The organism is Mumia sp. Pv4-285 (genome assembly GCF_041320275.1).
In the GTDB taxonomy this organism is placed as follows: Bacteria; Actinomycetota; Actinomycetes; order Propionibacteriales; family Nocardioidaceae; genus Mumia; species Mumia qirimensis.
In genome coordinates, this window is the sequence record NZ_CP162023.1 from 2,411,274 (window position 1) to 2,423,900 (window position 12,627).

Sequence of the window (12,627 nt, forward strand, 5' to 3'; positions counted from 1 at the left end):
GATCGGGGAGAGCACTCACACGTCTTCCTCTCGTCGGCGTCGGCGAAAAGCGGTCACGCGCGCGCGACCCGCACACGTGTCGGAGCAGTAGCGCCGCGGGCGGCCTCGCGGTCGGTCGATCCACACGTCCACGCACGCCGCACCCTCGCAGGTGCCGATCGCGTCGGCTCCGCGTTCCACGAGCATGTCATGGACCGTGCGCAGCGCTGCGACGAGGAGAGCGTCGCGCGGGCTCGCCGGCACCCAGCCGTCCCGGACATGGCCGTCGACCAGGGCGACGCGGACCGTCGTCCCTGCGCCGGCGAGCAGCTCGTCGACGATGCGGATGCGCTCGACCGGCGACTCCGCCGCGAACAGCGGGTGGAGCAGGTCGGCGACCCGCACGAGGTCGGGGTCGCTGAACGCAACGTCCGGCGCCACTTGCTCCGTCGGCGGAAACGCGCTGTCGGACTCGCCTGCCTCGACGCGTGGCGCCGTGCCCCACTCGTTCACGAGGGTCACGACGGCGTCGGGCTCCAGTACCAGCACGCCATCAGTGTAACGGTAAACATCGCAGTATGGCGTTATGATGGACCGATGGTCGATCCGTCGGTCATTCCCGCGTTCGTCGCCGCAGTGCTCGCGGTGACGCTCGCCCCTGGGCCTGACAACACCTACATCGCGGCCGTCGCGCTGCGTGACGGGCCGCGCGCCGGCGTGATCTCCGCTCTCGGGATGGCGCTCGGCATGGTCGTCCACGTGCTCGCGGCGACCGCAGGGCTCGCCGCGCTGCTCGCCGTCGACCCTGCGCTCATCGTCGCCGTGCAGATCGCCGGTGCGGGCTACCTCGGATGGCTCGCCGTCGTCACCGTGCGCGAGCTCGGTCGATCTGCCGCCCAGACGCTCAGCCCTCGGTCGCGCGACGTCCTCGTGCGCGCGGTGATCACCAACCTCACCAATCCCAAGGTCATCCTCTTCTTCGCCGCGTTCCTCCCGGGCTTCGTCGTCGCAGGCCACGGGCCACCGGCACTGCAGATGCTGACCCTCGGGTCCACGTTCCTGCTCATCGGCCTCGCGTGCGACGCCGCGATCGGCGTCGCGGCCGGACGGCTCGGGCGCTCGCTGGACACGGGCGGTCGCGCCGGCACCGCCCTCACGGTCGTCGCCGCCTGCGTCTACGCCGTCCTGGCGGCGCTCCTGCTGGTCGACGCACTCCGTACGATCTCTGCGTGAGCGTCCATCCCCTCTGGCGTCCGTACGAGACGCCCACCCAGGAGCAGACCGACCGCGCGTTCGTCACCGGCACCGAGCCCCGCCTGGCCGGCGGCCACGTCGACGTCGTCCCGTACGACTCCGCCTGGCCTGCCACGTACGCGCAGGTTGCCGATCGCATCAGCGGCGCACTCGGCGATCTGGTCGTCGCCGTCCAGCACGTCGGTTCCACCTCCGTGCCCGGCCTGTCGGCGAAGCCGGTCCTCGACATCGACCTGGTCGTCGCCTCCCCCGCCGACGAGGCTTCGTACCTCCCGGCGCTCGAGCGGCTCGGATTCGTCCTCAGGATCCGCGAGCCGTGGTGGGAGGAGCACCGGATGCTGCGCCTCGACGAGCCGATGGTGAACCTCCACGTCTTCGGTCCGGACGCCGCGGAGCCGCACCGCCACCGCATCTTCCGGGACCGTCTGCTGACCGACGGTGCGGACCGGGCGGCGTATGCGCGTCTCAAGGAGGAGATCGCCACCCGAGAGGTCGGGACCGTCATGGCCTACAACGCAGCGAAGTCGGCGCTGATCTACGAGATCTACGAGCGGGCGTTCGCCGCCGATCCCGAGCACCCCCACGACCCGCAGCCGATCGACCCGGGCATCGCCGGGACCTAGACCGGCAGCAGGCGCCCGACGACACGGGAGAGCTGGTCGACCGTGCGGCACTCGTGCATGTCGACGACCTGCGCGTACGCCGGAGCGACCGAGTCGCCCAAGCCCCAGCGACCCTCGTGCTCGGGGTTCAGCCAGAACGTCCGCCTCGCTCGCCCGACGATGTCACGCAGCGCGTCGAGGTCGGGGTCGAGGTGGTTGGCGCGCGCGTCGCCGAGGATCAGGACGCTCGTCCGAGGGCCGATCACGGCGCCGTAGCGACTGACGAACGACCGCAGCGCGCGGCCGTAGTCGCTCGAGGCGTGCCAGGGGGCGACGTTCGCGTTCGCCGCGATGCGCTCGGCGAGCGCGCCCGGATCCGCCTCGCCGCCGGTGACGAGCTCGGTGACCTCGTCGGTGTGGTTGACGAACGCGAACACCCGCACCCTGCTGAACTGTTCGTGCAACGCCTGGACGAGCAGCATCGTGAATCCCGCGAACCCGGCGACCGACCCCGACACGTCGCACAGCAGCACCAGCTCGGGCCGCGCCTTGCGCCGGTGCTCGAACACCGGGTTCAAGGGCACGCCGCCGTACGACATCGACCGGCGGAGGGTCCGCCGGATGTCGACCTGACCGCGGTTTCGCCGACGGCGTCGGGCCGACAGCCGGGTGGCGAGCCGTCGTGCGAGCGGCTGGACCGTACGCCGCAGCTCGAGCACCTGCTCACGGCTGGCGGCGAGGAACTCGACCTGGCTGGCGTCCGGGCGGACGGCGTACTTCGCGACCCGGTCGCGCCCGCGCACCTCGGCCGAACGACGGCTCGCCTCGGTCTGGACGAGCTCGCGGAAGCGCTCGACGTCGCGGCGGACCTCGTCGCGGTCGAGTCGCTCGACGAAGCCCGTCGTGCTCCCCCGCTGTGCGAGGGCGCGCACGATCGCGGTCTGTGGGCGCAGCTGCTCCAGCGTCTGACGGGCCGACCATCCGGCGCCGGCCGTCCCGGGTCCTGAACCGGCCTGAACCGCACCCAGCGCGTCGACCGCCGCTGCGGCGACGTCTTCGAGCGCCTCCCGGCCGCCGTCGGCGAGTGCCGCGACGAGGTCGTCGCGGAGGTCGGCGACGGTGCTCGGCTGCTCGGTCGACTCCGGCTCCTTCTCGCGGATGGTCTCCCGTGCCCCGACCGCGGCCGGGAAGTAGACGTCGAACACCGCGTCGAACACGCGGCGCTGCCCCGTACGCCGGATCAGGGCGGCGGCGAGACCCTCGCGGAGAAGGTCGCGGTCAGCGAGCGACAGGACGCCCATCACCCGGGCCGCGTCCACGGTCTCGCTCGTGCCGACGATCAGCCCGTGACCGCGCAGCGACTCGACCATCGCGACCAGGCGACCGGGCACCCCACGATTTGACGCGTTATCCACCCGTCAGCCCCGCCGTTCGGTGGACAACCCGTCAAATCGTGGGGTGTCGTCGAGCTGCAGGTGCTTGCGGGCGCGGGCGACGTCGTCGGTGTGCTTGAGGAGCACACCCAACGTCTCGTCGACGACCGACTCGTCGAGCGACTCCGCTCCGAGCGCGAGGAGCGTACGCGCCCAGTCGATGCTCTCCGACACCGACGGCGCCTTGCGCAGGTCGATCCGCCGCAGGGCGTTGACGACCCTGACCAACGACGTCGCGAGAGTGTCGTCCACACCCGGCACGCGCGAGCGTACGATCCGCTCCTCGAGCTCCGCGTCGGGGAAGTCGATGTGCAGGAACAGGCACCGCCGCCGGAGCGCCTCGCTCAGCTCGCGCGTGGCGTTCGAGGTGAGCACCGTGAACGGTGCGTGCCGGGCGGTGATCGTGCCGAGCTCGGGAACCGTGATGGCGTAGTCGCTCAGGACCTCGAGCAGGAGCCCTTCGATCTCGAGGTCGGCCTTGTCGACCTCGTCGATGAGGAGGGTGCTCGGCCGCTCGGACCGGATCGCCTGGAGCAACGGACGCGCGAGGAGGAACTCGTCCGTGAAGATGTCGTCGCGCGTCGCGTCCCACGTCTCCCCGCGGCCGGAGGTGATGCGGAGGAGCTGCTTGGCGTGGTTCCACTCGTACAGCGCCCGCGCCTCGTCGACACCCTCGTAGCACTGCAGCCGGACCAGGCCCGCGCCCGTCGCCTGGGCCACGGCGCGGGCGAGCTCGGTCTTGCCGACGCCGGCCGGGCCCTCGACCAGCAGCGGCTTGTCGAGCCTGTCGGCGAGGAAGACGGTGGTCGCGACGGACGGCGAGGCCAGGTAGCCGTAGACGGCCAGCTGCTCGGTGACGTCCTCGACGGAGGAGAAGCGTTCGCTCACGCGGTCAGCCTACGCGGGCACCGCCCGCCGTCGTGCCCGCCTCAGAGCAGGTGCGAGAACGCGTGGATGGTCACCCCGGCGAGCGCGCCGACCACGGTGCCGTTGATCCGGATGAACTGGAGGTCGCGTCCGACGTGCAGCTCGATGCGCCGCGACGCCTCCTTGCCGTCCCACCGGTTGACCGTCTCCGAGATCACGGTCGCGATCTCGCTGCCGTAGTTCGTGACCACGAAGGCCGCGGTGTCGCTGGCCATCCGGTCGAGACGCGCCTGGAGCTCCGGCTCGGACACGATGCGTTCGCCGGTCTCGCAGAGGATCGCCACGAGCCGCGTGCGAAGCATGCCTGCGGACTCGTCGAGCGAGTCGAGGAGGGCGTGGCGCAACCCGCTCCACAGCGCGACCGCGACGTCGACGACCTGGGGCTGCGAGAGGATCCGCTCCTTGAGCGCCTCGGCGCGCGCCTGGGTCGCCGGGTCGTGCTGGAGGTCGTCGGAGAGCTGCACCAGGAACTCGTCGAGGGACTGCCGGACGCGGTGCTCCGGGTCGGCGCGCACGTCGTCGACCCACGACAGCGTCTCCCGGTAGAGCCGTGTGGAGATCTTGTCGTCGACCCAGTGCGGAGTCCACCAGGGCGCGCGGTCGGCGACCATTCCCTCCACCGTCTCCTGGTTCTCGAGGAGCCAGCGGTGCAGCTCCTCGACGCCGATGTCGACGAGGCCGTGGTGCGCGCCGTCACGCACGATCTCCCCGAGCGCCTGTCCGGCAGCCGGGCTGAGCTCCTCGGACTTGAGGCGGGGAACGATCACCTCACGGACGATCGCCGCCACGTCGTCGTCGCTGATCCGCGACAGACCGTCGCGCAGGATGCGGGAACCGATGTCGACCAACCTCCGCGCATGGGTGGGATCGGCGATCCAGCTGCCGATCCGCAGGCTGATGCGGGCCGACTCGACCCGCTCCCGGACGACGGCCTCGTTGAGGAAGTTGTCGGTGACGAACTCCTGCAGGCTCACACCGAGCGCGTCCTTGCGCTTCGGGATCAGCGCCGTGTGCGGGATCGGGAGGCCCAGCGGGTGCTTGAAGATCGCGGTCACGGCGAACCAGTCAGCCAAGGCGCCCACCATCGCGGCTTCCGCACCCGCGTTGACGTAGCCGAGGCCTCCCGCCTCGCCGTAGGTGAGCGCGTACACGATCGCGGCGAGGACCAGCAGGCCCGACGCGAGGGTGCGCATCTGCCGAAGCCCGCGTCGTCGTTCGGCGTCCGAACCACCCAGGGACTCCGGAACAGTGAAGCCGATGGTCCGCAACTCACTCACGCGGGAAGCCTAGCCGGACCGGTCGGGCAGGTCCGTTCGCCGACAGTCGGACCCCGCACCTCGACCAGCGGGGGCGGGGGGTCGACCAGCGGGGGCGGGGAGCTCGACCAGCGGGGATCGTGGAGTCCACCGACGGGATGCGGCGGGCCGATCGCCCTAGACTCCCAGCATGACCTTCAACGAGGGTGCGGACCTCGACACCAGCCAGGTCCGCAGCGGTGGTTCGAGCCGGACGGGTGTCGCCATCGGCGGCGGCGCAGGAGGCATCATCCTCCTGATCATCGGCCTCCTCCTGGGGGTCAACCCGTTCGAGCAGGGTGGATCCGCGGGCGCGTTCGACACCTCGCAGGTCCAGCAGGCCGGCTCGACCGAGATGGACTTCTCGCAGTGCCAGACCGGAGCCGACGCCAACCGCGACGACGTGTGCCGCGTCATCGGCACCGTGAACAGCGTCCAGGACTACTGGCGCGAGGCGCTCCCGGCCGACGCGAACCGCCAGTACCGCGACGCGTACACGGTCATCTACTCCGGCCAGACCCAGTCGGCGTGCGGCACCGCGAGCAACGCCGTCGGCCCCTTCTACTGCCCGACCGACGAGCAGGTGTACATCGACGCCTCGTTCTTCGACGAGCTGACCAGCCGGTACGGCGCGGACGGCGGCGCGCTGGCGCAGATGTACGTCGTCGCCCACGAGTACGGGCACCACGTCCAGAACATCCTCGGCGTCCTCCAGTACGCCCAGCAGGACCGTGAGGGCCCCACCTCGGGCGCCGTCCGGGTCGAGCTGATGGCGGACTGCCTCGCCGGCGTCTGGGCGCACCACGCGTCGACCACCGAGGACGCTGACGGCACCACACTCATCCAGCCGCTCACCGAGTCCGACATCGAGTCCGCACTGTCGGCCGCGGCCGCCGTCGGCGACGACCGCATCCAGGAGTCGGCGACCGGACGCGTGAACCCGGAGAGCTGGACTCACGGTTCGGCGGAGCAGCGTCAGCGCTGGTTCATGACCGGCTACGAGTCGGGCAACCTCAACTCGTGCGACACGCTTTCCGCCCGGCAGCTCTGACACCGTGACCGTGACGTTCCCCGGTCCGCTGGTCCCCGCACCGGACCGGGTCACGGCCCCGCAGCGCCGCCTGCTCGGCGTCGAGGTGTGGATCGTCCTGCTGCTGTCGCTGCTCCAGTCGGCGATCTACGCGACGGTCTCACTGGTCGCGAAGCTCACGCGCGGCCCCTTGTCGGACCAGACTGCGACGCTCAACGCCTCGCGCAGCGACCGGTCGTGGCTGGACCTCACCTACCAGCTCCTCGGCATCGGGTTCGCGCTGATGCCGGTGGTTCTCGTGCTCTACCTCCTTGTCCGCTCGGGCGACGCACCGCGCCGCGTGATGGGCATCGGGCGTGGGTCTCCTGCCGGGGACGCCGGCTGGGGCATCGGCCTCGCGGCCCTCATCGGGCTCCCCGGACTGGCGTTCTACTTCATCGGGCGCGCGGTCGGCATCACGGCGACGATCGTGCCGAGCGCGCTCGACGACCACTGGTGGCGTGTCCCCGTCCTGATCTCGTCGGCGCTGATGAACTCGGTCCTCGAGGAGGTCATCGTCGTCGGCTACCTCATGTGGCGGCTGACGCAGCTCGGGTGGGGCCGGTGGCAGGTTCTGGCGACGAGCGCGGCGCTGCGCGGGTCGTACCACCTCTACCAGGGGGTCGGCCCGGCGATCGGCAACGCGGTGATGGGTATCGTGTTCGGGTACTTCTATCAGCGGACAGGGCGCATCGTCCCGCTGGTGATCGCCCACGCGATCCTCGACATCGTCGCGTTCGTCGGGTACGCCCTCCTGAAGGACGCCCTCAACCTTCCTTGACACACACAGCCCTAGGGATTCTCGGATGACGGTCGGTGAGCTGCGTACGCGCTTGCGCGAGGTGACGCTGCGCGACGAGCGCCGCCTGCGCCGCAGCCTCGACCGCGCGGCGTCGCAGCGCGACGCAGATCGCCGCAGCCACCAGCTGGCCGACGTCGAGAAGCAGGTCGCGGCCGCCGAGCGCCGGGTCGCGTCCCGTACGGCGGCGGTGCCGGCGCTCGAGTACCCGCCGGAGCTGCCCGTCTCGGACCGACGCGACGACATCGCTGCAGCGCTCGACGAGCACCAGGTGATCGTGGTCGCCGGCGAGACCGGCTCCGGCAAGACGACGCAGCTGCCGAAGATCGCGCTCGGCCTCGGTCGCGGCGTCCGCGGCACGATCGCCCACACGCAGCCGCGTCGCATCGCCGCCCGCAGCGTCGCCGCCCGCGTGGCCGAGGAGACCAAGACGACGCTCGGCGAGACGGTCGGCTACGCCGTGCGCTTCGACGACCGCTCTGGTCCGGACACGCTCGTCCGCGTGATGACCGACGGCGTGCTGCTCGCCGAGATCCACGACGACCCGCTGCTGCTGCGCTACGACACCGTGATCGTCGACGAGGCCCACGAGCGCTCCCTGACGATCGACTTCCTGCTCGGCTACCTCCGCCGGCTCCTCCCCCGTCGTCCCGACCTGAAGGTCGTCATCACGTCGGCGACCATCGACCCGCAGCGCTTCGCCGCCCATTTCGCCGACGCGGCCGGCAACCCCGCCCCGATCATCGAGGTCAGCGGGCGGACGTACCCGGTGGAGATCCGCTACCGCCCCCTCGCGGAGCGCGAGGACGGCGACGTCCTCGCCGCGATCGGCGACGCCGTGGACGAGCTGGGCCGCGAGTCGGACGGGGACGTCCTGGTCTTCCTCTCCGGCGAGCGCGAGATCCGCGACACCGCCGACATGCTGCGCGACCGCAAGATGCGCCGGACCGAGATCCTCCCCCTGTACGGCCGGCTGTCCGCGGCTGAGCAGCACAAGGTCTTCGAGGCGCACACCGGTCGCCGGATCGTCCTCGCCACCAACGTCGCCGAGACGTCGTTGACCGTGCCGGGCATCCGTTACGTCGTGGACCCCGGCACGGCACGCATCTCGCGCTACAGCCAGCGGCTGAAGGTGCAGCGCCTCCCCATCGAGCCGATCTCGCAGGCGAGTGCGAACCAGCGTGCCGGGCGGTCGGGTCGTACGTCGGACGGCATCTGCATCCGCCTCTACGCCGAGGACGACTACGAGGGCCGCCCGGAGTTCACCGACCCGGAGATCCTGCGGACGAACCTCGCGTCGGTCATGCTCCAGATGGCGTCTCTGGACCTGGGCCCGGTCGAAGACTTCCCGTTCCTCGACCCACCGGACCAGCGGGCCGTCCGTGACGGGGTCGGTCTTCTCGAGGAGCTCGGCGCGCTCACCGCCGGCGCGAAGGGGATGCGGAGCTCGCTCACCGAGGTCGGGCGGCAGGTGGCGGCCTTCCCCCTCGACCCGCGCCTCGCCCGGATGCTCGTCGCCGCGTCCACCTACGGCGTCCTGCGCGAGATGCTGGTGATCGTCTCGGCGTTGTCGATCCAGGACCCCCGCGAGCGCCCGCTCGAGGCGCAGCAGCAGGCCGACGCGAAGCACGCCCGCTTCACGGACCCGACCTCGGACTTCCTCGCGTATCTCAACCTGTGGAACTACCTCCGCGAGCAGCGCCGTGAGCTGTCCGGCAACGCTTTTCGCAGGACGGTCCGCGAGGACTACCTGCACTTCTTGCGGATCCGCGAGTGGCAGGACGTCCACGCGATGCTGCGCGACCAGTGCAAGGGCATGAAGCTGGACCTCAACAGCACGCCCGCCGATCCCGACCGTATCCACTCGGCCGCCCTGACCGGGCTCCTGTCCCACATCGGACTGCGCGAGGGCGAGACGCGTGACTACCTCGGTGCGCGCGGCGCCCGGTTCGCGATCTTTCCAGGCTCGGGCCTCGCCAAGAAACCGCCGCAGTGGGTCGTCGCCGCCGAGCTGGTAGAGACCTCGCGTCTGTGGGCGCGCACCGCGGCGAAGGTCGAGCCGGCGTGGATCGAGCAGGAGGCGGCCCACCTGCTCAAGCGCTCCTACTCTGAGCCGCACTGGTCACGTCGCCGTGGCGCGGTGATGGCGCACGAGCGCGTCACGCTGTACGGCGTACCCGTCGTCGCCGACCGCCTCGTCTCCTACGGCAAGGTCGACGTCGAGGTGGCGCGTGAGCTCTTCATCCGCCATGCGCTCGTGCAGGGCGAGTGGAGCACCCACCACCCGTTCTGGCGACGCAACGCCGAGGTCATCGCCGAGATCGAAGGGCTCGAGGACAAGGTCAGGCGCCGCGACATCCGCGTGGACGACGAGGTGCTCTTCGCGTTCTACGACGAGCGCGTCGGACCCGACGTGGTCTCCGTGCGCCACTTCGACTCCTGGTGGAAGAAGGCGCGCCACCGCAAGCCCGACCTGCTCGACCTCACGCCGGAGGATCTGGTCCGCGACGATGCAGGCGACGTCGCTCTGGAGGCCTACCCGACGACCTGGGAGTCCGCCGGTCTCGACCTCCCGCTCTCGTACGCGTTCGAGCCCGACAGCGACGTCGACGGCGTCACGGTCGACGTGCCTCTGGAACGGCTCGCGGACCTCGACGAGACTGCCTTCCTGTGGGGTGTCCCGGGCTACCGGCAGGAGCTGGTGACCGCGCTTCTGCGCGGCCTGCCCAAGCAGGTACGGCGCCAGTTCGTACCCGCACCCGACGTCGCGCGTCGTCTGATGGCCCTGCCCTTGAACACCGCCAAACCGGTCACCGAGGCCATGTCTGATGGTCTTCGGACACTGACCGGTGACGTCGTGAAGCCCGAGACCTTCGACCTCAGCACCGTGCCCAAGCATCTGCGCGTGACGTTCCGCGTGCTCGACGGCGACACCGAGGTGTCCCGCGGCAAGGACCTCGACCGTCTCCGCGCCGAGCTGCGCCCCCGCCTCCGGCAGACGATCGCGGCCGCGTCGAGCAGCATCGAGCGCGACGGGATCATGACCTGGGACCTCGGCACGATCCCGACGCAGGTCACGTCGATGAGCCGCGGCCACGAGGTCACGGCGTACCCGGCGCTCGTCGACCGTGTCACCCACGTCGATCTCCGCGTCTTCGCTTCTCCCCTGCACGCCGAGATCGCCTCGCGCGAGGGCGTACGCCGCCTGCTGGCGCTCAACGTCGCCTCACCCGCCGCACAGGTGTCGCGCGACCTCGGCACCCGCGCTCTGCTGGTCCTCGCCGGTGCGCCGTACGCGAGCACCTCGCTGCTCATGCTGGACAGCGTCCTCGCCGGCATCGACGCGGTGACCGGCCGCGCCGTCGTCCGCGACGAGGACACGTTCGTGCAGTTGCGCGAGAAGGTCCGCGCCGAGCTGTACGCGCAGACACTCGCCGTCGCCCGCGAGGTCGAGCGCGTGATCGCCGACGTCGGCAGCCTCCGCGGCGACCTCGACCGCTATCGCGGGAGCAAGCCGGAGATCGTGCGCGACATCGAGGTGCAGATGTCGTGGCTCGTCTACGACGGATTCGTCTCCGAGACGGGCCTCGACCAGCTGAAGCACCTCCCCCGGTACGTCCGCGCTGCCGCGCACCGTCTCCAGCACGGCGACGACCGGGCGGAGGCGGAGCAGCGCCACACCGTCCAGGACCTGGAAGCCAGGTTCTACGAGGCGGTCGAGGCCCTCCCCGACATCGAGCGTCGCTCGGACGCCGTCGACGCGGCGCGCTGGGCGCTCGAGGAGCTCCGCGTCGGCACCTTCGCGCAACGGCTGCGTACGGCCGTGCCCGTCTCACCCAAGCGCGTGACGAAGCTGATCGACGCGATCAGCTGACGCCCGCCCGTCTCGCGTCAGCCGATCTCGATCGAGCCGGTCGAGTAGGTGGAGGCGACCGGCTCGGCGGTTCCCAGGGGTCGGACGAGCGGCACGGACGTCGTGGCAGGCACGATCGAACCCGGCTCGCACGTCTCGTCCTGACCGATCACGAGCGTCACACGCACCTGGTCGTCCTCGCGCTGGGTCGCGAAGCCGGCGAGGGCTTCGCACTCGGCGTCGCTCGCCTCGTACGCGACGTCCACGGCGCGCGCGTCGGGCCGACCCGTGACCGCGGTGACCTTCGCCGTACGGAACGCCTCCCAGGACGTGTCGATCATCGTCAGGCCCGACAGCTCACCGAGGCTGCTCAAGGACGGCGCCGCCGGTGCGTCCGACCCGGACGCAGGCGCGTCTCCGTCGTCCGAGCAGGCGGTCAGTGCGAGCAGCACGACCGCCGCACCGCCCACGGCCTGGGCAGCACGGAGAGGAGAACGTCCCGAGAAGATGCTCATCACCTCCACCGTACCCGCGGGATCCGCAAGGCTCACGTGACACCGCTGCGCGGAACGCATACTGGAACCCATGGCCACCTGGATACGCGAGGCCGAGGCAGCCACCATGGCGGACCTGCGGGTCCATCCCGTCCCGCAGCGGGTCCGGGCGGCGCACAGCGGTGCGACGGTGGTCGACACCACGTCGGCGATCCTCGTCTGGGAGCCGCGTCGCGTCGTCCCCTCGTACGCCGCACCGGTCCACGACGTCGCAGCGGACCTGGTGCGGTCGACCGCCGAGCCCGCGCAGGAGCACGAGGTCCGTATCGACGCCGGCCACCCGCTCGTCCTCGACCCGCGGACGGGCTTCGGTGCCCACAGCACGCCGGGTGTCGCCCTCGACGTCCGAACCTCTGCCGGGGACCTCCGGGGTGCTGCCTTCGCCGCCGAGGACCCCGCGCTGCAGGACTACGTCGTGCTCGACTGGGCGGCGTTCGACGCGTGGTTCGAGGAGGACGAGGAGATGGTCGGGCACCCGCGCGACCCGTTCAAGCGGATCGACTGCCTGCGCAGCTCCCGGCACCTCGTGATCGAGATCGACGGGCACGTGCTGGCCGACAGCAGGCGGCCGGTGATGCTGCTGGAGACGTGGCTGCCCGTCAGGTACTACCTGCCGTGGGCGGACGTCCGGCGGGACCTGCTGACGCCGACCGACAGCCGGTCGGTCTGCGCCTATAAAGGCTCGGCTGCCTACTGGTCGGCGAGAGTCGGCGGTGAGACGCACGCGGACCTCGCGTGGTCGTACGCCGAGCCCCGCCACGACGCCCTGCCGGTGCGCGACCTGGTCGCGTTCTTCGACGAGCGCGTCGACCGCGTCGTCGACGGCGTGCGGGTCGAGCGGCCCGTCACGCCCTGGTCCTGA

General features: G+C 71.0%; 11 protein-coding genes. 6 read left to right on the forward strand and 5 right to left on the reverse strand.

What is annotated here, in order from left to right; all coding sequences use genetic code 11:
• Positions 1-15 precede the first annotated feature (15 nt).
• Complete coding sequence (locus tag AB3M34_RS11705; RefSeq protein ID WP_370614042.1) at positions 16-528, reverse strand: CGNR zinc finger domain-containing protein; 513 nt, start codon at positions 526-528, stop codon at positions 16-18.
• A gap of 48 nt (positions 529-576) precedes the next feature.
• Here AB3M34_RS11705 and AB3M34_RS11710 point away from each other — a divergent pair, with 48 nt between their 5' ends.
• On the forward strand, positions 577-1,212 hold the full coding sequence (locus tag AB3M34_RS11710) for a LysE family translocator (protein WP_370614044.1): 636 nt from the start codon (positions 577-579) through the stop codon (positions 1,210-1,212).
• Positions 1,209-1,856: a GrpB family protein gene (locus tag AB3M34_RS11715; protein ID WP_370614046.1), complete on the forward strand. Its 648-nt coding sequence runs from the start codon at positions 1,209-1,211 to the stop codon at positions 1,854-1,856. The genes AB3M34_RS11710 and AB3M34_RS11715 overlap by 4 nt, the downstream gene beginning before the upstream one ends.
• Here the strand turns inward: AB3M34_RS11715 and AB3M34_RS11720 are convergent.
• Genes AB3M34_RS11720 through AB3M34_RS11730 form a run of 3 tightly spaced genes read right to left on the reverse strand, consistent with a single transcriptional unit; the run spans position 1,853 to position 5,472 of the window.
• The gene (locus AB3M34_RS11720) at positions 1,853-3,226 is read right to left on the reverse strand and encodes a vWA domain-containing protein (RefSeq protein WP_370614048.1); all 1,374 of its coding nucleotides are present in this window, start codon (positions 3,224-3,226) and stop codon (positions 1,853-1,855) included. The genes AB3M34_RS11715 and AB3M34_RS11720 overlap by 4 nt on opposite strands.
• A gap of 27 nt (positions 3,227-3,253) precedes the next feature.
• Positions 3,254-4,156, reverse strand: coding sequence for an AAA family ATPase (locus AB3M34_RS11725; protein WP_370614050.1), 903 nt, complete (start codon positions 4,154-4,156; stop codon positions 3,254-3,256).
• Positions 4,157-4,197: 41 nt separating this feature from the next.
• Complete coding sequence (locus AB3M34_RS11730; RefSeq protein WP_370614051.1) at positions 4,198-5,472, reverse strand: DUF445 domain-containing protein; 1,275 nt, start codon at positions 5,470-5,472, stop codon at positions 4,198-4,200.
• A gap of 169 nt (positions 5,473-5,641) precedes the next feature.
• On the opposite strand from AB3M34_RS11730, the gene ypfJ reads away from it, so the two are divergent.
• Genes ypfJ through hrpA form a run of 3 tightly spaced genes read left to right on the forward strand, consistent with a single transcriptional unit; the run spans position 5,642 to position 11,232 of the window.
• Positions 5,642-6,541: a KPN_02809 family neutral zinc metallopeptidase gene (gene ypfJ / locus AB3M34_RS11735; RefSeq protein ID WP_370614053.1), complete on the forward strand. Its 900-nt coding sequence runs from the start codon at positions 5,642-5,644 to the stop codon at positions 6,539-6,541.
• Positions 6,542-6,551: 10 nt separating this feature from the next.
• Entirely contained in the window at positions 6,552-7,340 is a 789-nt protein-coding gene (locus AB3M34_RS11740; RefSeq protein WP_370614055.1) for a CPBP family intramembrane glutamic endopeptidase, read from the forward strand.
• 25 nt (positions 7,341-7,365) lie between these two features.
• Entirely contained in the window at positions 7,366-11,232 is a 3,867-nt protein-coding gene (hrpA, locus tag AB3M34_RS11745; protein WP_370614056.1) for an ATP-dependent RNA helicase HrpA, read from the forward strand.
• A 17-nt stretch (positions 11,233-11,249) separates the two neighbouring features.
• On the opposite strand, the gene AB3M34_RS11750 is transcribed toward hrpA, so the two are convergent.
• On the reverse strand, positions 11,250-11,726 hold the full coding sequence (locus AB3M34_RS11750; RefSeq protein WP_370614058.1) for a hypothetical protein: 477 nt from the start codon (positions 11,724-11,726) through the stop codon (positions 11,250-11,252).
• Between the two features lie 70 nt (positions 11,727-11,796).
• Here AB3M34_RS11750 and AB3M34_RS11755 point away from each other — a divergent pair, with 70 nt between their 5' ends.
• Entirely contained in the window at positions 11,797-12,627 is an 831-nt protein-coding gene (locus tag AB3M34_RS11755; RefSeq protein WP_370614059.1) for a DUF427 domain-containing protein, read from the forward strand.